This is a genomic window from Streptomyces sp. NBC_01190 (assembly GCF_045039895.1).
In the GTDB taxonomy this organism is placed as follows: Bacteria; Actinomycetota; Actinomycetes; order Streptomycetales; family Streptomycetaceae; genus Actinacidiphila.
In genome coordinates, this window is the sequence record NZ_CP108580.1 from 50,860 (window position 1) to 74,085 (window position 23,226).

17 protein-coding genes are annotated in these 23,226 nt (G+C 73.6%); 7 read left to right on the forward strand and 10 right to left on the reverse strand.

All coding sequences use genetic code 11. The annotated features are described in order from the left end of the window. Nucleotides 1–153: 153 nt before the first annotated feature. The 5 genes from OG519_RS00265 to OG519_RS00285 all read right to left on the reverse strand — a co-directional run bounded on the left by OG519_RS00265 (nucleotide 154) and on the right by OG519_RS00285 (nucleotide 5,110). The gene (locus OG519_RS00265) at nucleotides 154–498 is read right to left on the reverse strand and encodes an STAS domain-containing protein (RefSeq protein ID WP_405577185.1); all 345 of its coding nucleotides are present in this window, start codon (nucleotides 496–498) and stop codon (nucleotides 154–156) included. Beyond that, nucleotides 495–1,832: a PP2C family protein-serine/threonine phosphatase gene (locus OG519_RS00270; protein ID WP_405577187.1), complete on the reverse strand. Its 1,338-nt coding sequence runs from the start codon at nucleotides 1,830–1,832 to the stop codon at nucleotides 495–497. Before OG519_RS00270 ends, OG519_RS00265 begins: the two co-directional genes overlap by 4 nt. Continuing rightward, nucleotides 1,829–2,638, reverse strand: coding sequence for an alpha/beta fold hydrolase (locus OG519_RS00275; RefSeq protein WP_405577189.1), 810 nt, complete (start codon nucleotides 2,636–2,638; stop codon nucleotides 1,829–1,831). The genes OG519_RS00270 and OG519_RS00275 overlap by 4 nt, the downstream gene beginning before the upstream one ends. Before the next feature lie 711 nt (nucleotides 2,639–3,349). Beyond that, nucleotides 3,350–4,231, reverse strand: coding sequence for an alpha/beta fold hydrolase (locus OG519_RS00280; protein ID WP_405577191.1), 882 nt, complete (start codon nucleotides 4,229–4,231; stop codon nucleotides 3,350–3,352). A gap of 219 nt (nucleotides 4,232–4,450) precedes the next feature. Then, on the reverse strand, nucleotides 4,451–5,110 hold the full coding sequence (locus tag OG519_RS00285) for an SDR family oxidoreductase (protein ID WP_405577193.1): 660 nt from the start codon (nucleotides 5,108–5,110) through the stop codon (nucleotides 4,451–4,453). Between the two features lie 458 nt (nucleotides 5,111–5,568). On the opposite strand from OG519_RS00285, the gene OG519_RS00290 reads away from it, so the two are divergent. Next, nucleotides 5,569–5,790 carry a hypothetical protein gene (locus OG519_RS00290; protein WP_405577195.1) on the forward strand — a complete coding sequence of 74 codons (222 nt, stop codon included), beginning with the start codon at nucleotides 5,569–5,571 and terminating at the stop codon, nucleotides 5,788–5,790. Between the two features lie 501 nt (nucleotides 5,791–6,291). Here the strand turns inward: OG519_RS00290 and OG519_RS00295 are convergent. After that, nucleotides 6,292–6,735 carry a cytochrome P450 gene (locus OG519_RS00295; RefSeq protein WP_405577197.1) on the reverse strand — a complete coding sequence of 148 codons (444 nt, stop codon included), beginning with the start codon at nucleotides 6,733–6,735 and terminating at the stop codon, nucleotides 6,292–6,294. Between the two features lie 8 nt (nucleotides 6,736–6,743). Here OG519_RS00295 and OG519_RS00300 point away from each other — a divergent pair, with 8 nt between their 5' ends. From OG519_RS00300 to OG519_RS00315, 4 genes are read left to right on the forward strand one after another with little or no spacing between them, the layout of a single operon-like run. Further along, nucleotides 6,744–7,700 carry a BTAD domain-containing putative transcriptional regulator gene (locus OG519_RS00300; protein ID WP_405577199.1) on the forward strand — a complete coding sequence of 319 codons (957 nt, stop codon included), beginning with the start codon at nucleotides 6,744–6,746 and terminating at the stop codon, nucleotides 7,698–7,700. Then, nucleotides 7,697–8,587, forward strand: a complete 891-nt coding sequence (locus OG519_RS00305; protein WP_405577201.1) for a MarR family transcriptional regulator — start codon at nucleotides 7,697–7,699, stop codon at nucleotides 8,585–8,587. The genes OG519_RS00300 and OG519_RS00305 overlap by 4 nt, the downstream gene beginning before the upstream one ends. Continuing rightward, nucleotides 8,581–10,320 (forward strand): ABC transporter ATP-binding protein, encoded by a 1,740-nt coding sequence (locus OG519_RS00310; protein WP_405577203.1) that lies wholly within the window; start codon nucleotides 8,581–8,583, stop codon nucleotides 10,318–10,320. The genes OG519_RS00305 and OG519_RS00310 overlap by 7 nt, the downstream gene beginning before the upstream one ends. Further along, complete coding sequence (locus tag OG519_RS00315; protein WP_405577205.1) at nucleotides 10,317–12,359, forward strand: ABC transporter ATP-binding protein; 2,043 nt, start codon at nucleotides 10,317–10,319, stop codon at nucleotides 12,357–12,359. Before OG519_RS00310 ends, OG519_RS00315 begins: the two co-directional genes overlap by 4 nt. A gap of 136 nt (nucleotides 12,360–12,495) precedes the next feature. Here OG519_RS00315 and OG519_RS00320 read toward each other — a convergent pair whose 3' ends face one another. Then, entirely contained in the window at nucleotides 12,496–13,377 is an 882-nt protein-coding gene (locus tag OG519_RS00320) for an ester cyclase (protein ID WP_405577207.1), read from the reverse strand. Nucleotides 13,378–13,459: 82 nt separating this feature from the next. On the opposite strand from OG519_RS00320, the gene OG519_RS00325 reads away from it, so the two are divergent. Together OG519_RS00325 and OG519_RS00330 are read left to right on the forward strand one after the other, a co-directional pair. Beyond that, complete coding sequence (locus tag OG519_RS00325; RefSeq protein WP_405577209.1) at nucleotides 13,460–13,903, forward strand: fibronectin type III domain-containing protein; 444 nt, start codon at nucleotides 13,460–13,462, stop codon at nucleotides 13,901–13,903. Nucleotides 13,904–15,057: 1,154 nt separating this feature from the next. Beyond that, a complete protein-coding gene (locus OG519_RS00330) occupies nucleotides 15,058–18,582 on the forward strand; it encodes an AAA family ATPase (protein WP_405577211.1) in 3,525 nt (1,174 codons plus the stop codon). A gap of 213 nt (nucleotides 18,583–18,795) precedes the next feature. On the opposite strand, the gene OG519_RS00335 is transcribed toward OG519_RS00330, so the two are convergent. From OG519_RS00335 to OG519_RS00345, 3 genes are all read right to left on the reverse strand, one after another. Further along, entirely contained in the window at nucleotides 18,796–20,697 is a 1,902-nt protein-coding gene (locus OG519_RS00335; RefSeq protein WP_405577213.1) for an ATP-binding cassette domain-containing protein, read from the reverse strand. Continuing rightward, on the reverse strand, nucleotides 20,679–22,718 hold the full coding sequence (locus OG519_RS00340; RefSeq protein WP_405577215.1) for an ABC transporter ATP-binding protein: 2,040 nt from the start codon (nucleotides 22,716–22,718) through the stop codon (nucleotides 20,679–20,681). Before OG519_RS00340 ends, OG519_RS00335 begins: the two co-directional genes overlap by 19 nt. 352 nt (nucleotides 22,719–23,070) lie before the next feature. Beyond that, a complete protein-coding gene (locus OG519_RS00345) occupies nucleotides 23,071–23,199 on the reverse strand; it encodes an ALQxL family class IV lanthipeptide (protein WP_405577217.1) in 129 nt (42 codons plus the stop codon). Between the last annotated feature and the right edge of the window lie 27 nt (nucleotides 23,200–23,226).

The following is a 23,226-nucleotide window of genomic DNA, read 5'->3' on the forward strand; positions in this document are numbered from 1 at the left end:
GTAGCCGTCCCACTTGGGCTCGGCGGCGTACCCGGCGGGCAGGTGCGGGCTGTCCACTGCTGCGGCGGGCATCGGTTCCGGAAGCGGCCAGACCATAGCGGGATAGATACCACACGATTCGCCGCATTTGAGACCTTGGGGCGGTGCCTGTGCTCAGGGGCGATCCTTGTCCTCGTCCGGCGCCGGCGGGAGGACGAAGATCTGGTCCAGGCCGAGCACCCGGATAATCCGCGCGGTGGCGGCCGGGACGGCGGTCAGGGTGATGTCCGCGCCCAGGCCGCGGGTGTGGTTGCGGGCGGCGATCAGTGCGGTGATGCCGCTGGAGTCACAGAAGGTCAGGGCTGCCAGGTCGACGGTCAGGGTGTGGCTCGGTCGAAGGGCTGCCGCATCGACCGCGGCACGGAACTGGTCGGTGCTTTCGTGGTCGAGGTCTCCTCCCACCACCAGGACTGGCCCCGTCGGGGTGTCGTAGGTGGTGAGAGTCAGTGCGGTCATCATGCGACGTCGCTGTCTGCGCCGGCGGCGGGGATGCCCAGGGCGAGCAGGGCGGTGTCGTCTTCCAGGCCGTCGCCGAAGCTTTCCAGCAGGGCGGTCAGGGCGGTGATGGTCTGCCCGGCGCCGGCCGGGGCCAGCGTCTGCGTGAAGATGTGCAGGTCGTCCTCGCTGTAGCGGGGACCTTGCCTGGTGCGGGCCTCGGTGAGGCCGTCGGTGTAGAGCAGCAGCGTGTCGCCGGCCGCGAGGGTGGTGGCGGCGGTGGTGAAGCGGGGAGTGGGCATGATGCCGACGAGCATGCCGCCGGGGGTGCGGACCTGTTCGGCGGTCCCGTTGGCGCGCAGCAGCATCGCCGGCGGGTGTCCGCCGGCCGCCACAGTGATGTCGAAGTCGCCGTCGCGGGGGGTGAGGGTGCCTGCGATGACGGTGCAGTAGCGGGGGTCGTCGCCGGTGTAGCGCTCGTGCAGCATCGTGTTGAGCAGGGTCAGTGCCGCGACCGGGTCGGGGGCGTGCAGGAGCGCGGCGTGCAGGGTGAAGCGGATCAGCGAGGTCACCGCCGCGGCCTCAGGGCCCTTTCCGCAGACGTCGCCGAGGAAGAACGCCCAGCGGTCGGCGCCGAGTGCGAACAGGTCGTAGAAGTCACCGCCGAGATCATCGACCGAGGCGGGGTGGTAGTACGCCGCAGCCTGGACGCCCGGCACCTGCGGCAGCGACGGCGGCAGCAGGCTGCTCTGCAGGACCGCGACGACCTGGCGCAGGCGGACTCGCTCCATTTCGGCGACCTGGCGAGCGGCTTCGGCCTCAGCGTGGGCCCGTTCGGCTTCCTTCCGGGCGCGCAGCAGCTCGTTCTCATACGCCCGGCGGTCGCGGGCGTCGAAGACCGTGGTGCGGATCAGCAGCGGCTGCCCGTCGCTGCCCGTCTTGACCTGCGAGGTGACCAGCACCGGCAGCCGCGCACCATCGGCGCCCTTGAGCTCCAACGCGATCCCGGAGACCTGCCCCCGCATCGCCAGCAGCGGCGCGAAGTGCGTCTCGTGATACAGCCTCCCGCCGACGGTGAGCAGGTCCGAGAAGCGCTTGCGGCCCACCAGCTCGGTGCGGGCGAACCCGAGCCAGTCCAGCAGGGTGGTGTTGACCTTGGCGATCCGGCCGTCCATCAGCGTCGACAGGTACCCGCACGGCGCGTTGTCGTACAGGTCCTCGGTGCTGTCCTCCAGCAGGGCCGAGAACTGCGCCAGTTCTGCTCCGTCCACGTCCTCACCCCCCGTGTCCGCGCCCGCTCCGGTGCCACCGGTGTCCGTGCTCTGGTCAGGCTCGCCGTCGGTGGTCTCGCACATCATGCGGCGGCGCCGGCGAACTCCACGATGGCCTGCGCGGTCGCCTCGGGTGCACTCAGCTGCGGGCAGTGCCCGGTGGCGTCCAGGGTGACCAGCCGGCTGCCGGGTATGGCGGCGTGCACGTACGCGCCGACCTCCCTCGGGGCGATCACGTCCTGCGCGCACTCCAGGACCAGCGTCGGCACCGCGACGGACGCCAACTCGCTGCGGGAATCGGACAGGAACGTGGTGCGGGCGAAGACCGCGGCCATGGCCGGGTCGGTGGCGCAGAAGCTGTTGGTCAGCTCCTCCCCCAGCTCGGGGCGGTCCGGGTTGCCCATGATCGCCGGGGCCATCGCCGCCGACCAGCCCAGGTAGTTGGAATCCAGCGACTCCAGCAGCTCATCGATGTCGCCGGCACTGAACCCGCCGGTGTAGCCGGCAGCCGGGTCGTCGATGTAACAGGGGGAGGGGGCGACCATCACCAGCCTGGCGAACCGGCTCGGCTGCCGGGCCGCGGCCAGCACCCCGACCATCGCGGACACCGAGTGCCCCACGAAGGTCACGTCGGTCAGATCAAGCTCCGCGCAGACGTCCAGGACGTCGTCGGCGTAGCCGTTCAGCGACGCGTACCGCTCCGGATCCCAGGCCGCGGCGTCAGCTCGTCCGGAGCCGACGTAGTCGAACAGCACCACCCGGAACCGCTCGGTCAGCGCCGGCAGCACCAGCCGCCACATGTTCTGGTCACAGCCGAAGCCGTGCGCCAGCACTACCACCGGACCGTCAGGCCGACCGGCGACCTGCACGTTGTTCCTGCTGACCGCATCCATTCGAACAGTGTCCCACCTGCCCCCTGGCGGCCGACGATCATCGGACGTGATCGCCCCGGGGGAACTCTTGAGAGCAGCACCAGGCATCCGACCCACGGCGTAACGCAAGGGTGTAGCGCACGCCCGGTTCCCGCCGGAAGGAGCGTTCTGGCAGGTCAGGGGTGGAACACAGAATCCGCGTTGCATCTTGCGTTGCGTCCCCCCGTTGACGGGTTGGTTGCCGGATTGGTCGCCGAACAGCACCGGGTAAAGACTCGGGAAGCTTCAGTGGGCCCGGGGATCCTGTCACGCCCCTCTGCCCGCGCGCTTGCGATTGCGGCGACGCCACAGCGCCAGGACGACTGTCAGTGCGGCCTTGAACCACATCGCGCTCTCCTCGCCTCGATCTGCCCCGGCCCATCAGCCTACGGTCCGGCCCCGGGAGCGCAGCCCGGCCGGCGTCGCCAGACAGCTCCGGCCGAGCCGTCGGCGTACGGGACCAGGGCCTGCTGCGGGACAGGCCGCCGCGACGCGAACCGGAGTGGTCACCGACCTCATCGTCAGCGCGGTCCGGAACGGCCGAGGCTCGGCACCATGTGACCGCTGCCCGTACCGTGCGGGCCGGCGAGTGGGCGCGGCGGCTGCCGTGCGCGCCGCGACCTCGCCCGTACGGTTCTGGAAGCGCGACTGCGCCTCACCTCGCCCGCCATGCCACGCCGTGCTGACGGGCCGTCAGCCCAGGAACGTGAGCAGGTGCCGGGTCAGCTCCTGGGGCTGCTCGTCGAACAGGTAGTGACCCGCGTCGTCGATCACGACGACGTGTACGTTCTCCGCGTACCGGGTGAGCTGCGCCCCGACCGAGTCGCCCAGGCTGTCCGAAGCGCCGATGGCCAGCACCGGCATCGGGATCCGGTTTTTCGCGTACTCGGCCATGTCCGCCATGTCGTGGACCAGGGCACGGAAGTAGCCGAAGCTCGCCTTGAGGTGCTCGTCGTCCGCCAGACAGCGGGCGTACTCCTCCAGGCTCCGCTCGTCGATCGCGTCGGGACGCCTGGCCTGCGGGAGGATATAGCCGCGCACCCATCCCAGCTCCCGGCCCTTCACCAGGGTTTCGGGGAAGTCGGGTACCTGGAACAGGCCGAAGTTCCAGTGGCCGGGGCCCTCGGGGGTCAGCACCGGCATCCGGTAGATGCCCTCGTCTGGGATCACCGCCTCGCAGAACACGAGCCGTTCCACACGGTCGGGCTGCTGCGCCGCGTACGTGTACCCCACCATCGCGCCGATGTCGTGTCCGACGACGCGGACGGACCGGTCGAGCCCGAGCTGTGCGAGCAGCCCGTGCACATCGCCCGCGAGGGTCTTCTTGTCGTACCCGCCGGCCGGGGCATCGCTGTCGCCGGCGCCGCGCATGTCCGGTGCCACCACCGTGTAACGCCGCGCGAGCTCGGGCATCACCTCGCGCCACGCGTACCACGTCTGGGGGTACCCGTGCAGCAGCACCACCGTGGGGCCCTCGCCACCGCGCACGTAGTTGATCGTCACGCCGTCGACGCTCGTCCGCTGCTCGGTGAACCCTTCCGGAGGACGACGCGCGCCCACCTCCGTACCGCCCACGGCCAGCTCCCTTCGAACACCTCATAAGACTCTATTCACGACATGAGCGACATTACTTTGAGTCGAGGAATTTGACCGGCGGCGTGCTGAGGCAGCGTCGGATTCGACGAGCGCCGCCGCGGTCGGCCGCAGTGACATGGACCGTGGGGGGCCCGACCTGTCCATCGGCACCCGCCCAGATGGAGCCCGACGCGGAGAAAGGACTTTGTGGCGGAGGGGTCAGTCGCGTACCAGTTCGTGCTGCCATTCGCTCTCCGGCTGGTGGTGGAGTTCGAGGTATGCCCGCGCGAGCACGGTCGGGTCGAAGCGCTCCTCGCCGGTGCCGATCGCCTGGCTGATTCTGACGCCGGCCGCGTGCACCCCCGTCCCGGCCAGCTCGTCGAACAGCGCGTGCACGTACATGCGCAGTGCGGCTTTACCCACCGACAGGGACGCGCGGCCCTCCGCGGGGGTCATCGCCTTGCCGCCTCCGGTGAACAGCAGACTGCCGCGACCGTCGCGCAGTTCGGGCAGGACCGCGTTGGCCGCGACCCTCGCGCCCAGGACGTTGATGGCTGTGACATGCGCCCAGTCCTGGTCGTCGCCGCCGATGGGTGAGTCCCTGCGGACTACCCCGGCGTTGTACACGAGGACGTCGGGAGCGCCCAACTCGCTGATCGCCGCACGGATGGCGGCGCGCAGACTCTCAGGATCCGCGGCATCCGCGGCGTAGCCCCGCACTTCCTGACCGGTGGAGGCGAGGTCGGCGGCATAGCCGTCCAGCTTCGCCTTGTCGCGGGCGAGCATCGCGACCGGGTGCCCGGCCTCGGCGAACGTGCGCGCGAGCGCGATACCCATGCCAGGGCCGACGCCGACGATCACCACGGTTCCCAGGGCCATGACGAACCTTTCATCGCCGGGACGAGAGATGCTGCAGGTGCTCATGTTGACTCATGCCGTCCCGGTCAAGTCGCGGGCGCGCCGAATGGGCCCACGACATCGCAGCAGCCTCTGACCGCTCCCCCGCACGACCGCACCCCGGCGCGATACGTCGACTCATCAGCGGATTAGCCGGTGGATCCCCGGTCGCCGGGCGAGGCGCGCGCATCGTGCTCCGGCCAGGCCCACTTCGGCTTGCCCCCGACCCGGGAGTGCGGTGTCGCGCGGGAATCGCCTTCAGCGGCGGGAGCGGCCGCGCGGCGCGTGCCCCCGAGGGTGAGCGGATGACGGAACCGGGCGCCGCTCCGACGGCGTCCACCGAACGACAGGACAGTTGCGATGAATTGCCGTTCGGCGGTCCACGGGGGTCGCCGCCGGAGGTACGGCATCGTCACGCCCCCGAGGTTCAGGAGGCTATCGTGAGCAGCGGTACCCCGTCGGAGGAGCACGCCGAAACCGTCAAGTCCGGCAGCCGGCTCGATGACGTCGCCCCGGTCGACCCGGACAACTTCCACACGGAGTCCGCCCCCGAGGCGGCCCCGGACAACTTCCACACGGAGTCCACCCCGAAGGTGAACCCGGACAACTTCAACGCCGAGTCCGCCCAGAAGGTGAGCCCCGACAACTTCCACGCCGAGTAGGTCGATGAAAGGTGGCCGATCGGCGGACAGACACAAGGACCTGGACAATCCTCATCCTTGCTGGTCAGAGGCACTTTCTGCTTTCCTGACCGCCTGCCGGGCAGCCCGCTTCATGAAAGCCCGGGGCTAAGTCGCTGTTGTCGTTCCGGTCATGAACGATGGACTTCGAACTGGGGTCTCGTTCGGGTGGTGGCGGCGGAGTCAGTGCATAAGGGCGGGGCCTTCTGACCAGTTCGATGGTGTCGAATCAGCGAACAACGTCAGGGGGCCCCGGTCTTGGAGTGTTCCGTTCCGGGTCTATGGGCGTGCGGTCCAGTTCGTTCACTCCGGAGTGCGATTGCGCCAAGGACTCGAACTCAAAGCGCCTCACCATCTAAATTGAGGCACCCTCTCAGAATTTGGGGTGTTCCTGGCCAGAGCCCCTACCATTCATCCAACTGCCCCATCTTGCCTGAGGCGACATACCCGACCGGGTCGCCCCTGCCGGTCCGGACCGGCGCGTCAGGACGGGTGGACCGGAAGCTCCTCCATGCCGCGCATCATGAGACTGGCGCGCCAGCGCGGTTGCTCGGGCGGTACCGCCAGGCGCAGCCCGGGGAGGCGCGAGAAGAGTCGGGACAGCACGATGCGCCCCTCCAGCCGGGCCAGCGGCGCGCCCAGGCAGTGGTGGATGCCGTGGCCGAAGGCGAGGCCCGCCGCGTTGTCCCGGTCGATGTCCAGCGCGTCCGGGTCTTGGTGCCGGCCGGGATCGCGGCCCGCCGCGCCGAGCGCGATCGTGACGAACTCGCCCTCCGGGATGGTCACGTCGCCCACCCGCACGGCTTCGGTGGTGAACCGCCAGGTCGCGTTGGGCCACCGGCCTGTCGTAGCGCAGGAACTCCTCGACGGCGGCCACAGCGTGTCGTCGGCGGCCAGCCGTTGCCGCACCTCGGGGTGGCGCAGCACCGTTGCCGATGAGGTTCACGGCGCTGCAGGACCTGGTGGAGGCCGGCATCCGCTGGCCCGAGCTGTCCCGGCTGCACGGCGAGCGGACGGCCGCCTACGAGGACTGCTTCACGGCCGAGCTGGCCAGGGGCCGACACCACGCGGTGGTCGAGGAGCTGCGGGCGGCCGTCGAGCGTGATCCGATGCGGGAGCGGATGTGCGCGCTGCTGATGCGGGCGCTCTATCGCTGCGGCCGCCAGGTGGAGGCGCTGTGGCTCTACGGCCGGCACCGCAGCGCCCTGCTGGACCGGCTCGGCCTCGAACCGGGCCGGGAACTGCGGGACCTGGAGCGGGCGATCCTCAACCACGACCCGGCGCTGGCCCGCTCGGCGGCGCCCTCGCCGAGCGCGCCGTCCCGGAGCGCGACGCGCCGGCCCCCGGCCGCTCCCGCTCCCCCACGCCCGCCCGGACAGGCCGCGCCGCCGCGTCCGACCCCGCACGACCCCGAACTGGCCGTGCTGCGCGGGGTGCTGGAGTACGCCCGGCGGCGGCGGCGCCCGCACCTGGTGCTGATCGTGGGCGGGCCGGGCACGGGCAAGTCCCGGCTGGTGGCCGGGCTGCGGAACGCGGTGCGCCAGGAGGAGGGCGCGGTCCGCTGCGTGGTCGGGCGGCCGGGCGCGGGCGCGCTGCCGGACTTCGCGGCGGCGCTGCGCCGGCCGGGCGCGGAGCCGACCCGCGACGAGGCCTTCGCCGCGTGGTGGAGCGTGCTGGAGCAGACCGCCGGCGTACGTCCGCTGGTGGCCGTGCTGGAGGACGTGCACGACGCCGACACGGAGGTGGTGCGGCGGCTCGGCGCGGCGGTGCGGGCGAGCGGGGCGGTGCCGCTGGTGGTGGTGGCCACCGCCCGGCCCGAGTTCCTGGACGCGCACCCGGACTGGGGACACGGCCTGCCGTCCACCACCTTGGAGCTGGAGGACGGCCGATGACCGGCGGACGGCTGTGGGCGGCCCGGGCGGTGCTCTGCGCGGGCCTGCGCTGGCTGTGCTCCATGCTGGCGAACTACGGCGCCCTGCACCTCGGACGGCCGGAGATCACCGAAGCGGTGGTGGCGCAGGGCAGGCCGCGCGTCCCCCGGCCGGGCAGCTCGCAGGCCCGCGGGGCCGCCTGGGCGGACGCGCCACGGCCCGGGCGGGGCGCGTACCGGCTCGACGGGCCGCCGGGTGGTCCGGAGCGGCTGCTGCCCGACCAGCCGGTCTCCGACCTGGAGCGGTTCGTGCTGCGCGAGCTGTCCCGGACCAGCGGGTTCGGGGCTGAACTTGATTCTGATAGTTCGTGCCCTAACAATGAGGGTATGAACTATTCGACCCGCGCGGGGACCACCCCTGTCGCGGAAACGACGGCATCGCTGCCGGACCAGGCATCCATCGGGCAGTTGTTCGCCCTCGCCGCCCGGCTCTCCGGCGGCACCTGGATGCGGCTGGTGAACGATCGCCTTGGCATCGGCTGGACCGCCCTCAACGTGCTGCGGGAACTCGGCGCGCGGGACGGCCGCACCTCCAAGGAGATCGCCCGCGCGGCCGGCGTGGCCGCGCCCACCCTGACCGGCGTGGTCGACACCATGGCCAGGGACGGGCTCATCGAACGCCGCCGCTCGGACACCGACCGGCGGGTGGTGCGGCTGCACCTCACCGACGCGGGGCGGGAGCGGCTCGCGGTCTCCGACGCGGAGCTCTCCGAGGAGTTCGACCAGCTCTTCAACCACGTGGACCCGGCCGACGCGCCGGCCGTCCGCCGTTTCCTCCGCTCCGTCGTCGACCGGCTCTCCGCCGGTTCCGAGCCGGGCGGGGCACCGACGGAAGGGCCCTCATGCTGATCCGGCTGCTGCGGAGCCACCTGTCCCCCTACCGCACGACCATCGGGATCATCCTGCTGCTGCAACTGGCCCAGTGCCTGGGCACGCTGTACCTCCCGACGCTCAACGCCGACGTCATCAACAGGGGCGTCATCACCGGCGACACCGGCTACATCACCCGGGTGGGCGGCCTGATGCTCGCGGTCTCGGTCGCGCAGCTGGTCTGCTCGGGGTTCGCCGTGTACCTGGGCGCGCGCACCGCGATGCGCCTCGGCCAGGACGTCCGGGAGGCCGTCTTCGACCGGGTGCAGACCTTCTCCGCCCGCGAGATGAACCGCATCGGCGCCTCCTCGCTGATCACCCGCAGCACCAATGACGTACAGCAGATCCAGACCCTGGTGCTGATGGCGCTGACCCTCATGGTCGTGGCCCCCTTCACCTGCCTGGGCGGCATCCTCCTGGCGCTGAACCAGGACGTCGGCAGCTCGCTGATCCTGGTGATCGCGGTCCCGCTGCTGGGCGCGGTGATCGCCGTGATCGTCAGCCGGCTCAGCCCGCAGTTCCGGCTGCTCCAGACCCGGATCGACCGGATCAACCGAGTGCTGCGCGAGCAGATCACCGGCGTCCAGGTGGTCCGGGCCTTCGCCCGCGACGACCACGAGAAGGCGCGGTTCGCGGCCGTCAACACCGAGGTCTCCACGATCAACCTGCGGGTCGGGCGGCTGATGGCGCTGATGTACCCGAGCGTGCTGGTGGTGATGAACGGCTCCTCGGTCGCCGTGCTGTGGTTCGGCGGCCACCGGATCGCCGACGGCTCGATGCAGGTCGGCTCGCTGACCTCCTTCCTCACCTACCTGGTGCTGATCCTGATGTCGGTGGTGACCGCCACCTTCATGCTGATGACGGTGCCGCGCGCCGCGGTCTGCGCCGAACGCGTCGTCGAGGTGCTGGACACCGAGACCAGCGTGGTGCCGCCGCAGACCGGCGCGGCCGCCGCCCCGCGACTGCGCGGCGAACTCGACCTGCGCAGCGTCGGGTTCCGCTACCCGGGCGCTGAGCAGCCGGTGCTCAGCGACATCGACCTGGTCGCCCGGCCCGGCGAGACCACCGTGATCGTCGGGCGCACCGGCAGCGGCAAGACCACGCTGCTCAACCTGATCCCGCGGCTGATGGACGCCACCACCGGGTCCGTCCTGGTCGACGGCCACGACGTGCGCTCCCTCACCGCGGAGACGGTGTCAGCGGCCATCGGCATGGTCCCGCAGCGGCCGTACCTGTTCTCCGGCACCATCGCCTCCAACCTGCGGTACGGCAACCCCGACGCGACCGACGAGGAGTTGTGGCACGCTCTGGAGATCGCGCAGGGCCGCGCGTTCGTGGAGCGGCTGCCGGACGGCCTGGAGACCGAGGTCGCCCAGGGGGGCACCAACGTCTCCGGCGGCCAGCGGCAGCGGCTGGCCATCGCCAGGACGCTGGTGCACCGGCCCCGGGTCTACCTCTTCGACGACTCCTTCTCCGCCCTCGACTACGCCACCGACGCGGCGCTGCGCGCGGCACTGGACCGGGAGATCGCCGACGCCGCGATCGTCATCGTGGCGCAGCGGATCAACACCATCCGCGGCACCGACCGCGTCGTGGTCCTCGACGAGGGGCACACCGTGGGCTCCGGGACCCACGCGGAACTCATGCGCTGCAACTCCGTCTACCAGGAGATCGTCCGCTCCCAGCTCACCGAGAGCGAGGCAGCCCGATGAACCGCCCCACGAGCCCGTCGGCAGCGGCGCCGGCGCCAGCCGCGCAGGGCCGGATCGGAGCGCCGCGCACCGCCGGCGCCGGACGCGGCGGGACGGGCGGCGACCCGGCCCGCGGCGGGCCCGGCGGCGGCCGCCCCGGTGGCCGCGGCGGCAAGGTCAAGAAGGCTGACGACTTCGCCGGCACCGGACGCCGGCTGCTGGGCGAACTCCGCCCGGAGCGCGGCCTGATGATCGTGGCGCTGCTGATCTGCGCGGGCGGCGTCACGCTGTCGGTGATCGGCCCGAAGATCCTCGGCCACGCCACCGACATCATCTTCGCCGGCGCGGTCGGCAGCCGCTTCCCGGCCGGCACGACCGCGGCCCAGGCCGCCGAGCGGCTGCGCGAACAGGGCCACCGAGCGCAGGCCGACGCGCTGCGGGGCATGCACGTGGTGCCCGGCCAGGGCATCGACTTCGACCGGGTCGGCCGGGTGCTGCTGCTGGCCTTCGCGGTCTACGCCGCGGGCGCGCTGCTGATCTGGCTGCAGGGCCGGCTGACCGCGGTGATCGTGCAACGCTCCACGTACCGGCTGCGCGAGCGGACCCAGGGCAAGCTCTCCCGGCTGCCGCTGGAGTACTTCGACCGGCAGCCGCACGGCGAGGTGCTCAGCCGGGTCTCCAACGACATCGACAACGTCAGCCAGACCCTCCAGCAGACCTTCAGCCAGATCGTGAACTCGATCCTGACCGTGGTCGGCGTGCTCGGGGTGATGTTCCTGGTGTCGCCGCTGCTCGCGCTGATCGCGCTGGCGACCGTACCGGTGTCGATCTATGTCGCGGCCTTCGTCGGGAAGCGGGCGCAGGGGCACTTCTCCGGGCAGTGGGCGGCCACCGGGCGGCTCAACGGCCACGTCGAGGAGATGTACACCGCGCACACCCTGGTGAAGCTCTTCGGCCGGCAGCGCGAGGCCGCGACCGTCTTCCGCAGGCATAACCGCGAGGTGTGCGAGGCCAGTTTCCGGGCCCAGTTCATCTCCGGCCTGATCCAGCCCGCGATGCTGTTCATCGGCAACCTCAACTACGTGCTGATGGCCGTCGTGGGCGGGCTGAGGGTGGCGTCCGGGGCACTGTCCATCGGGGACGTCCAGGCGTTCATGCAGTACTCCCGGCAGGTCAGCGCGCCGCTCACGCAGATGGCGAGCATGGCCAACGTGATCCAGTCCGGCGTCGCGTCGGCGGAACGCGTCTTCGCCTTCCTCGACGAGCCCGAACAGCGCCCCGACGACGCCGAGCCGCTGCATCCCGCCGAGGTGCGCGGCCGGGTCCGCTTCGAGCACGTCTCCTTCGGATACGCGCCCGACGTACCGCTGATCGAGGACCTGTCGCTGACGGTCGAGCCCGGCCGCACCGTCGCCATCGTGGGCCCCACCGGCGCGGGCAAGACCACCCTGGTCAACCTGCTCATGCGGTTCTACGAGGTGACCGGCGGCCGGATCACCCTGGACGGCGTCGACATCGCGCACATGCGCCGGGAGGACCTGCGCTCGCAGTTCGGCGTCGTGCTCCAGGACACCTGGCTGTTCGGCGGCAGCATCGCGGACAACATCGGCTACGGGGTGGTCTCGCCGCCCCGCGAGCGGATCGTCGAGGCCGCCCGCGCGACCTACGTGGACCACTTCGTGCGGACCCTGCCCGACGGCTACGAGACGCCGCTGGGCGGTGACGTGGCCACGGTCAGCGCGGGCGAGAAGCAACTGATCACCATCGCCCGGGCGTTCCTGTCCGACCCGGCCGTGCTGGTGCTGGACGAGGCGACCAGCTCGGTGGACACCCGCACCGAGGTGCAGATCCAGCAGGCCACGCGGTCGCTGCGGGAGGGCCGGACCAGCTTCGTGATCGCGCACCGGCTGTCCACCGTCCGCGACGCGGACACCATCCTGGTGATGGAGTCCGGACGGATCGTGGAGCAGGGCTCCCACGAGGAGCTGCTGGCCGCCGAGGGCGCGTACGCGCGGCTGTACGCCTCGCAGTTCGCTCAGGCGCTGACCGAGGTCGACTGACACCGACGGACAGGCCCGGCCGTCCGGCCGGCGGAGGGGGCGGGACACCTGCGTGGTGGACCGCCCCGCCGCTGTCGGCCGGACGGCCGCGCGTCGCTTTCCACATCGTCTTCCGCCCCGCCGCTGTCGGCGCCGGTCAGGCGGTGGGCAGCGGGCGCACCGGGATGCCGGCGTTCTGCAGTCCGGAGTAGTCCACGACCTCCCAGTGCTCCACGACCTTGCCGCCGGCGATCCGGAACTGGTCGGAGGTGCGCATCTCCAGCCGCTTCCCGGTGGGCCGGCGGCCACGCGAGACCCCGGTGAAGTGGCCGCGCCAGACCGCGAAGACCATCACCAGGTCCCCCGCGGCCACCAGGTGCTCCACGCTGACCGTGAGATCGGGGAACGCCGCGAAGTTCCCGGCGAAGTACTCCTTGAACGCCGCCACGCCGTTCGGGACGGCGGGCATCTGCGCGTTGTGGTTGAGGTAGTCGCGCGCGTAGTAGGCGTCGGCGCGCTCCAGCCGGTGGCCGCTCATCACCTCCCGGTACGCGCCGAGCACCACCTCGATGTTCGCCCGCTCGGTCCGGCCGTGCGGTCCGGCCAGGGTGGGGCCGGCCAGGGCGGCCGGCACGGCGGCGCCGCGCGGCAGGACGCCGAACTCGGACAGCACGGAGTAGTCCACGACTGCCCAGTGCTCGGCGATCCGGCCGTCGGCGCCCAGCCGGAAGAGTTCGCTCGTCCGCAGTTCGAGCCGCCGCCCGTCGCCGTCCACACCCCCGTACGGCCCGGCGCGGGTACCCCGCCAGGTCAGGAACGCCATCACCCGGTCCTGGTCGGTGAGCATCAGGTCCACCTGCAACGACAGGTCGGGGAATCCGCGCAGCAGATCCGTCCAGAACGCCCGCGCGCCCGCGCGCCCGCCCGGCCCGATCCGCGGGTCGTGCTCGCGGTACCGCTCCTCGTAGTGGGCGGCCAGCCGGTCCGGCCGGTGCCCTTTGCCCACCTCGTCCGCCATCGCCAGCAGCAACTCGCCCACCACAGCAATCCTCCGCCCTCGCGCCGGGCCACCCACCCTCGCACCGCCCGCTGAAACCCCGCTCGAAGCCTCCTGGGGCGGGGTGACGGCGCCCGGCGCCGACGGCAGTCAGCCCGCCGCGAACTCCCTCCAGGTGAGCTGGGATCCGCCGCTGGACGACGGCGGCCACACCATCACCGCCTACACCGTGGACGCGGCCGCACCCGGCCAGCCGCCGATCGTGGCGACCGTCCCGGCCACCACCAGCACGACACTGACCGGCCTGGCGGTGAAGAACATCATCGCCGTCGGCGGGAGCACCAATCCGCTGGCCCACTCCGGCCTGCTGCGCGTCGTGGACAAGATCAGCACCTCGGGCGGCACGATCCGCGGCATCGAGCGGGAGATCCACAACCTCCGCCACCCGGACCGAGGACCAGAAGTCGCCCAGCTCGGCGGTTTCACCCATCACCGAGAAGCAAGGCGAGCTTGCCCGGGCGCAGCCCGATACCAGCCTCCACGACGAAGCCCGCGCTCAGCTCACTGATAACGACTGGTAACGCCCGATCGATCACGCCGGCTCCGGCGCGACCAACGAGTGGGGTGGGACACCCCTTGCCAGCGCTGCGGGGGCGAGGTTGTTCAGTCGCCGGTGAAGATTCGGTAGGCCTCTTCGCCCTGGGTGACGACCGCAACTACTCCGGCGGATAGCGAGCACCGCGGCGACTGCCGCGGCCCGCGACCTCGTCCAGCCCACCGGCACCGAGCAGCCCGCGCCGTCCCGTCGCGCGACGACGCCCCCGCCCGACGTGCCGACCCGGCCCAGGGATCTGTCGTTCAGGCGGTCCGTCCGAGTTGATGCCAGTTCAGATGCGGTAAGAGCCGGTGGGGTTCGCGGTCAGGGGGCCGGAGCGGAGGCAGGCACGGCCGCCCGGCTTGCGGCGGTGCCCGACCCACGCCGGCCCAAGGGCCGCGCCGCCGCCGGACGTTCGTCCTCGCGCTGGCCGCATGCGCGGTACCGGCCGGCGCGAAGTCCCTTGCCGCGATCGCCGAGTGGGCCGCCTACGCACCAGCGGCCGTATCACCGCCCTCGGTGATCCGCGAAGCGAACCCACCGGTCCCACTGCTCGGCCACACCCGCGATCGACCCGGACGGATCCCCGGTACGACGCCGCCCTGCACACGGTGCGCCCGTCGGATATCAGCCCCACCGGCAATCGCCAGATGCCGTCATTACCGGCAATTCCCGCAGAGATGCCCCTACCGGCAGCACGCCGAGCGCCGCCGCGCCGACCTCGCTGGCCTCCGGCAACGTGTGCGTGAGTGCGGGAACCCCCCTTCTTCCGCGTGGTTGACGGCACGGGGACCAGCCGGAGATCGTGGCGACTTCTGAACGCGTGGCTGTTTTCAGGCATCGAAGGGCGCTCTTCCGATTCCGCGTTTTCCGTGCGGTTCTTCCGACGAACAGGGGGAATTGCGGTGACTCGAAACACGACGGCAGGGCCGGCCGGCAGACCGGCCGCCGGCGACCGGGACGTTGTGAACCCGTCCGCGGGCAGCGGCGGGCGCTCCTCGGCGGAGCAGGAACCGGAACGCCCGGCCCGAGCCGGCCATCCGTCCCGGCCCCACCCTCAGGACGGATCCGGAGCCGAGCGGGAACGCCAGGGGGCGGCGCCGCGCCGCGATGAGCCCGTCCGCCGGGTGCCCCTCGCCCCGCTCGGGCTCTTCCGGGCGCCGGAAAGCCGCCTGCGCCCGGCAGCCGGCCCTGCGGGGCCCCCGGCCGGGCGGGAAGCGGAAATGGCGGAGTTCGACGCGATGCTGCACGCCGCGGCCCCAAGAACGCGGCAGTTGGTCGAGATCTCCGGCGACCCGGGCATCGGCAAGAGCAGCCTGCTCCGGGCCCTCGCCGACCGCGCCGCCTCCTCGGGCATGACGGTGCTCACCGGCCGGGCGCACGCCTACGCAGGCGGCTCGCTCGGGCTGTTCGCCGAACCGCTCGCCACCGCACTGCGGCTCACCGGCGGCGAACAGTCACCCCTCGACGGCCCCGACCGCGCCCTGCTGACCGCCGTGACGAGCGGCAGTTGGGGCCTGGCCGGCCCGTCCGGTGCCCCGCCGGCCTCGGGCGCGGCTGACGGGTCCGACGCGGCCCCGCCCGTCCCGGGCGTGCCCGGACCCGGTACGGTGCGGGCCGCCCGCCCCGCACCGCACGGGATACCGGTCGGGGCCCGCACGTCAGTCGGCCGGACGGCGGCCGGCCCCGGCGGACACGGGGGCCGTGCCGGATCCGGGTCCGCACCCGCCACCCGCCCCGCGCCCGCCGTACCCGTGGAGCGGTCCGGCGACCTCGGACCGGGGGGCGTGCGCCACCTCCCCGGCGTTCTCCCACCGGACCGGCCGGGGGAAGTCCCCGGCGACGAGGTTCCCGGAGGCTGCCCCGCGGACCTGCTCGGCGCCGTCACGCGCGCCCTGGCGGCCGTGGCACGACAGACGGAGAGCGGAGCCGGGGGTGGTCTCGCGCTGTTCCTCGACGACCTGCACTGGGCCGACGCCCCGTCCGTACGCATGCTGTACCACGTGCTGCATCGCCCCTGGGCCGTGCCGTTCCTCCTCGTGTACACCGTCCGGCCGCGGCAGGCCGACGCCCAGGTACTCGCTTGTCCGGCCGCGGCCGCCGGCAGTTGGCACACCACCCAACTGGCGCTGGGACCCCTGCCGGAACGCGCCCTCGACCAGGTCGTCGGACTGCGGCTGCCGGCCGGCCGCCGCCGTCTGCTGTTCGAGGCCAGCGAGGGCAACCCCCTCTACGCGCAGGCCCTGGCATGGCTGAGCGACGAGGAACTGCGCTGCCTGGACCACGCCGAGCCCGCCCCGGACCGCCTGCCGGCCGCCGTCCGGTCGCGGCTGACCCACGAACTCGTCGGGCTCAGCCCGGTCCAGCTCGCCGTCGCCCAGGCCGCCGCGGTGCTGTCGTCCTCGTTCCGTGCGGAGACCGCCGGCCTGGTCGCCTCCCACGACCCCGCCGGCGTCCCGGCCGCGCTCGACAACCTCGTCGCGCGGGACCTGCTCCGCTGCGGCTGCGCCCGCCCGGACCACCTGCGCCTGCGCCACCCTGCCATGCCGTTGCTGCTGCGCTCCGTCACACCCCCGGGCCGGCTCACAGCGCTGCACCGCCGGGCCGCCGCCGCGCTGGCGGCGGCCGACCCCCGTGCGCGCGCGCCGCACCTGGCCCGGGTGGCCGAACCCGGCGATGTCGAGGCCGTACGCGTCCTGGTCCAGGCAGCCGAAGCCGTCTGCGATGCCACCCCCGCCGTCGCCGTCGACTGGCTGGAGTGCGCCCGGCGGGTGCTGCCCGGCACCGGGCACGCCGAACTCCGCCGGTCCGTCCGCACGGCACTGCTGCGAGCCCGCGCCCGTGCGGGACGGACCTTCGCCCCGGACGCCGGTGGCGCGTGGCCCGGTGACGCGTTGCCCCGTGACGAGTGGGCCGGCGCGTGGGAGCCCGTCGAGCCGTGCGCCGCATACGCGGACGCCTTCGACGGAGAAGTCCTTGGCGGAGAAGTCCTCGACGAACTCGCCGCCGACGCGGGAATCAGAGGCGGCGAGGCCGGCACGCGGGATGCCGGAACGGGGGCCGCGCCGGGCGGGGGCGCGTTGTCGCCGCACCCGCGGGCGCCCGTCGCGCAGACCCGGCCCGTACGAGCCGCACCGGGAACTTCACCGGCCGCGGTGCGGGCGGCCGGGCCCCGATCGGCCACCGGAGCGGGCGGCGCGCTGGCCCGGCGGCGCGCCGACGCCGTCGCGCTGCTTGCCGCGCACACACGCCGGGCGGGGGACCCGGCCGCGGCACGGGGCCTGCTGGAGGGCGAGTTACCGCGCCACGGCGACCCTTCGGCAACCGCCCCGCTGCTGCTCCAACTCGCCGCGGTCGCACTGAGCCAGGGCGACCGAGGCCGGGCCGCCGCTCTCGCGGACGGCGTCCTGGCCGCGGTCCGCGGCGACGGCGGCCGTGCCGCGGCCCTGCGCACGGGCGCCCACGCCACACTCGCCCTGACCGCCGTCGGTACGGGCGACCCGGTGGCCGCCTCATGGCACGCCGACGCGGCGTGCGCGGCGGCCGACGCGGCCGGCGACCAGGATGTCGAGGACCATCTGGACGCAGTCCAGCGGGCAGGCTGGGCGAACCTGCTCGGCGGGCGGCACTCCGCCGCCCGCCGTCTCTTCCGCCGTGCGGCGGACGCCGCCCGTCGCACCGGACAGGACCGGGAGCTGCCCGGTCCGGCCCTGGGCCGCGCGTGCGAGGCCGCGGTCGTCGGAGACCTGGACGAGGCCGTTGAACAGGCCGAGGAATGCGCCGTGTTGTGTACGGGTGAGGCCGGCGCCCCCGGCCTCACCATCCCTGGACACCGGAAGGCCCTGACCTCGGGACCGGGGCAGGCGCCGGCCTCCCTGACCGCGAGTGCCGCCGTCGTACGGGCGTGGGCCCTGCTGTGGCGCGACGGACCCGAGGCGGCGCTGTCGGTCGCCCACTCCGCCCTGGACGGGGAGGGGCCGGCCGGGCCGGCCGCCGCCGGCCTCGTCGCCGCCGTGGCCCTGACCGTCAGCGGGAGTTCCGGCCGCCGTGCTGATCCGCCCGCCGCGGGCGGCGACGTCCCGGGAACGCTTGTCGAGGCGGTCATCGCGGCCGCTTGCGCCGCGGTCGGCATGGCGCCGCCCTCCTCACCGCCCGACGGCAGCGGCCCCCGCCTCGTGGCACGGGCGGCACGGGCGGCCGGCGCCGAGGAGGCGACGGACCTGCTCGTCCGGGCCGCGGACGTGTTCGAACGCGCCGGTTCGGTGCCGACCGCCTGCTGGCTGCGGCTCGTCGCGGCCCGCGCCCTGGCCGTCCGCGGACGACCGGACGACGCGGCCTCGCTGGTCCGCCCGGCCAAGGCGGCGGCCGAGGCGATCGGCGCCGACCACCTGAGGCGGACCGCCGTCGACCTCCAGCGCGCTCTCGCCGCCCGCGGACCGCGCGGCGGCCCGCAGGAGGAACTCTCCCTGCGCGAGGCCGACATCGTCCACCTCGTCTGCGGCGGCCTGAGCAACCGCGACATCGCCGCCCGGCTCTTCATCTCCGCGAAGACCGTGGAGTGCCATCTGACCCGCATCTTCCGCAAGATGGAGGTCCGTTCACGTTCGGCGCTCGTGGCCAGGATGGCGGCACGGTCTCCGGCGGGCGGCTGACGCGGGCCGCTCACCGGGCGGGGTCGGCCGCCGCGCGGGCACGTTTCCGTCCCGCACGCCGCGTCGGAGCGCCACCCGCGCGCCGCGCTCGGCCCCGCCCGTGCGGCCGAACGGTCGGCCGGGCCGGGGGTGTTGGGGCACACGCGCACACAGGCGGTCGCCCGGCCCGCGGGTGTGCCTCGTACGCGGTGGGGGACGACGGGCCCGCGGGGGTCAGCCCGCCGCCGTCGTGCGGGTGTCGGGGGCCGGGTCGGACCAGTGGCCGAAGAGGTCGGCGTAGGCGGGGCTCGCGGTGAGGAGTTCGACGTGGGTGCCCAGGACCGGGTGGTCCCCGTCGAGGAGGAGGACCCGGCTGGCACGTACGGCGGACGACAGGCGGTGGGCGATCACGATCACGGTGCCCGGCCGCTCGGCGAACGCCCGCTCGGCCCGGGCCTCGGCGGCCATGTCGAGGTGGCAGGTCGCCTCGTCGAGGATGACGACGGGCGCTGGGGAGACGTACGCGCGGGCGAGGACGATCAGTTGGCGCTCCCCGTCCGACAACTGTCCCATCGGGTCGGGCAGCCGGGCGTCCCAGCCGCCCAGCCGGCGGACGACCGGGGTCAGCCCGACCGCGTCGGCCGCGCGGGCGAGGACATCGGTCCCGGCCTCCGGGGCCAGGTAGCGGACGTTCTCCGCGAGGGTACCCGCGAGGACGTACGGGTCCTGCGGTACGAGGGTGATCAGCGCGCAGCGGGCGCGGTCGCCGAGTGCCGCGACGGGCCGTCCGCCCACTGTCACCGAGCCGCCGCAGGGCGTCTCGACGCCCGCCAGCAGCCCGGCCAGCGTGGACTTGCCGACCCCGCTCGGCCCGACCACCGCCAGGTGGTCGCCGTAGGGGACGGTCAACTCCATTCCGTCCAGGACCGGTGCGGCCCGTGGGCCGTAAGCGAACGTCAGGCGTGCGGCGACCAGCGCGGGCAGCCGGACGTCGCCGGCCACGCCGGCGGCCGGGCGGGCCCGGTCCTGGCCGGGTTGGGCGCGCCTGTCGCGGATACCGTCCTTCGGCGCGCCGCGACCGGTCCGGACCGCCGCCGCCCCGTCCGCCGCCGGTGTGTCGGACGCCGGCCGTCGCGGCCCCCGCCCCTCGTCCCGCGCGACGGACTCGGCCAGCCGGTCGAGCATGATGCGCAGTTGCGTCCAGTAACCACTGAACATGCCGGTCACCATCTCCAGGGCGGGCACCAGGTTCGCGGTGACGTACGTGGCCGCCCCCACCAGCGCGCCGGTGCTCACCCGTCCGTGCTCCACCAGGTCCGGGCCGGCCCACAGCAGCCCGAGCAGAGGCAGGTAGCCGCCGACGAGGACCAGGGGGACCCGCCATGCCGTGGCCCGCGCCACCGAGAGCGTCGCGGCGGCCGACGCCTCCACGGTCCGGCGCATCCCGGCGGCCATCCGCGCCTGCGCGCCCAGCGCCGTGATGTCCCGCAGGCCGCCGACCACGGCGCCGCCGAGGACCGCGACCTCCTCCTCGGCGAGCACCTGGACCCGGCGCCGTGCGGTCAGCGCCCGCATCGACAGCCCGAACGCCGCCAGCGCCACCGAGAGAGGCGCCAGCGCCATCGCCGCCAGGACCGGGCTCAGCGCCGCCAGGCCGACCACAGTCGCGAGCAGCGTGACCGCCAGCGGGCGGGCCTGCCGCAGCAGCGCCGCCACCACTCCCCGGACGGCGTCCACCTGACCGCCCAGCCGCGCGACGTCGGCCGTGCCGATCGGCCGACCCGCCGCCACCGCGCGGCTCAGCGCCCCCCGGACCACGCCCGTGACGAGTGCGTCCCGCATGGGCTCCACCACCCGGGCCAGATCGCCGAACATCGCCCGCGTGGCCAGCGCCCGCACGACGTACAGGGCCCCGAGCAGGGCCAGCCACGCCAGGCCGCGGGCGGTGTCGCCCTTGAGGAAGCCCCGGTCGAGGGCGGCGGCGGTGACCCACCCGCACATGAGTGCCGGCATGGCCTCCAGGACGGACCAGCCCGCGATACGGGCCGCCGCCGGGCCGCTGCCGCGCAGCGCTCCGGCCAACAGCCGTCGGCCGGAGCGCCGGGGCGGGGCCGGGGTCAGGAACGGGCCGGGCATGGGTCCTCCCCGCAGCAGCAGCCGGTGGCCGAGGTGCCGGTGTGGGGCAGGCCGGTGGGTGTGGTCGCCGAGACGGAGGTGCGGGCGGAGGCGGAACGGGAGCCGGCGGCGGTCGGGGGGCCTGCGATGCAGGCGGATGGCGCGGGTGCGGATACGGGACGGACCTTTCCGGGCGGGTCCGCGCCCACCTCCGCGGTGCCGGCCGGGGCGGCGGGCGTTGCGCCGGGCTCCTCCTGCCCGGCGTCCGCCGCTCCGGTGCTGAACACGGCCCGGTAGTCGGGCCTCCGCCAGAGGTCGCGGTGTGTGCCCACCGCGCGGATCCGGCCGCCGTCCAGCCATGCCACGCTGTCGCAGCGCGCGGCCGTGGTCGGCCGGTGGGCGACCACCAGCCGCGTCCGTCCGCTGAGCAGCCGGGTGACCGCGCGGGTGACCTGGACCTCCGTCAGGGTGTCGAGGCCGGACGTCGCGTCATCCAGGACGAAGACCCGGGCGGGCTTGACCAGGGCGCGGGCGAGGCCGACCCGCTGCCGTTCGCCGCCGGACAGGGGGGCGGCGTCGAGGGCGGTGTCGTAGCCGGCCGGCAGCAGCCGGATGAAGCCGTCGGCCCGCGCCGCCCGTGCGGCCCGCACCACTTCCGCTCGGGAGAAGCCGGACTCCGCTCCCTCGGCGGCACCGGATCCGGCGTCGCGGGCGCTGTGCCCGGCGGTGGTCCGCACGCCGGCCGGGTTCGCGCCATCAGGGGCGCGGCCGAAAGCGATGGCGTCGTACACCGTGGCGCCGAGCAGTACGGGCCGTTCGAAGGCGTAGGAGACCAGACGTCGTACCTCGTCCAGGGCCAGATCACGTACCGGAACCCCGTCGATCAGGACGGTCCCCTCGTCGGGGTCGGTCAGGCGCCCGATCAGACCGGCCAGCACGCTCTTGCCCGATCCGCTCCTCCCCACCAGGGCGACCGACGCGCCCGTCGGCAGTTCGAGATCGAGTCCGTCCAGGACGGTGTCCTCGCCGCGCCGCACGGTGACGCCGCGCAGCGAGACCGCCCCGCCGCCCTCGGGTGCCCGCGCCGTTCCCGCCACGGGGGGCTCCTCGGCGAGGGTGGCCGCCAGACGGTCGGCGCCGGCCCGGGCCTGGGCGAGTCTGAAGAGGGTGTCGATCTGCTCCACCGCCTGCGAGGCGATGGCCAGATAGCCCGCCACGGCCAGGAGTTGCCCAGGGGCGAGGCGGCCGGAGGCGACCGCGGTGCCCGCCACGCCGAGTACGAGCACCTCCACGGCCGGCAGCAGCAGGCCGAAGCGCCACACCATCCCGCGCTGCAGCCGCCACAGATCGTGTCCCGCCGACGAGACGTCGGCGAGCGGCTCCAGGACCCGGTCGGTCTCCGCACGCAGGGTGCCCGAGGCGCGGATGGTCCTGGCGCCGTCGAGCGCGGCGATCAGACGGGTCGCGATGCCCGCCTGCGCGGCGAGGTAGCGGCCCTGCGCCTCGGCCGCGTCGCCGACGAAGCGCCGGGCCAGCACCACGGCCACCGGCACGCCCAGGGCGAAAGCCAGGCCCACCCGCCAGTCGGTGAACCACAGCAGGGCGAACGCCGCCGCCGAGCCGAGGGCGGATACGCCCCACTGGGCCATGGCCACGGGCAGTTCGGCCGCCTGCGACGCCGCCTGCGTGAGGCGGATCACCGTTTCTCCGTGCGGAGTCCGGCTGCGCGGGCCCAGCGCCAGTACGCGGTCGGTGAGCCGCATGCGCAGCCACACGCCGCCGCGCGCTGCCGCCGAGGCACCGAGCAGCCCCGCGGCGATTTCGCAGACGCCGCCCACGGCCAGCACCACGGCCAGTTCCGCCGCGGGGCGGCCGGTTCCGGAGTGCCGCAGCGCCGCATCCACCGAAGCGGCCAGCAGCGCCGGGACGGCGAGCCCGGTCAGCGCGCGGACCGCCATACAGGCCACGAGCAGGATGAGACGGCCGCGCACCCGGCGGGACACCGCGCGCAGCACGGGGCCGCCGGACCTTGGTGTCCGCACCTCGCTCTCCCTTCGACTGCCGGCGACCGCTCGGGACCGCCGGCACCCGCTCGGTGACGGCCGCTCCCCGGCGGTCGGGGCGGGACGCGGGTCCCGCGCGTCGTACCACGGATTCGCGACGGCCGGCGCCCCAGCAGGGACGCCGGCCGTCGCTCGGTACTAGTGCCGCGACCGGCAATGTCTGCCCGTGAAGGAGCGTCGTCCGGTGCTCCCCCACCTGCCTTCGCGTGGGGGCACCCCCAGATCGCAAGGCGGCCGGAAGTCCTTGTAGCGGAGCTACCAGGGCTTTCGGCCGACGCGGCGAGCGTGCGTGCCGGACGGCGCGACGGGGCAAGGCTTGCCGGGAGGGGCACTAGTTGGCCGCGCCGGTCCAGCTGCACGTCCAGGAACACGTGCTGGTGCAGGGCAGGGCCACCGCGCCGCCGGTCTGCTCCTCCTCACCGGGGAGCATCTCCAGCGCGTCGAAGTCGATCTCGGTCATCAGGTTCACCTCCTCCCCTGTGCTCGT

Coding starts and splice junctions, on each gene's coding strand:
- OG519_RS00270 (WP_405577187.1), bottom strand. CDS start 1,832: ATGATGTGCGAGACCACCGACGGCGAGCCTGACCAGAGCACGGACACC.
- OG519_RS00305 (WP_405577201.1), top strand. CDS start 7,697: ATGACCGGCGGACGGCTGTGGGCGGCCCGGGCGGTGCTCTGCGCGGGC.
- OG519_RS00275 (WP_405577189.1), bottom strand. CDS start 2,638: ATGGATGCGGTCAGCAGGAACAACGTGCAGGTCGCCGGTCGGCCTGAC.
- OG519_RS00345 (WP_405577217.1), bottom strand. CDS start 23,199: ATGACCGAGATCGACTTCGACGCGCTGGAGATGCTCCCCGGTGAGGAG.
- OG519_RS00265 (WP_405577185.1), bottom strand. CDS start 498: ATGATGACCGCACTGACTCTCACCACCTACGACACCCCGACGGGGCCA.
- OG519_RS00310 (WP_405577203.1), top strand. CDS start 8,581: ATGCTGATCCGGCTGCTGCGGAGCCACCTGTCCCCCTACCGCACGACC.
- OG519_RS00300 (WP_405577199.1), top strand. CDS start 6,744: ATGAGGTTCACGGCGCTGCAGGACCTGGTGGAGGCCGGCATCCGCTGG.
- OG519_RS00285 (WP_405577193.1), bottom strand. CDS start 5,110: ATGGCCCTGGGAACCGTGGTGATCGTCGGCGTCGGCCCTGGCATGGGT.
- OG519_RS00335 (WP_405577213.1), bottom strand. CDS start 20,697: ATGCCCGGCCCGTTCCTGACCCCGGCCCCGCCCCGGCGCTCCGGCCGA.
- OG519_RS00315 (WP_405577205.1), top strand. CDS start 10,317: ATGAACCGCCCCACGAGCCCGTCGGCAGCGGCGCCGGCGCCAGCCGCG.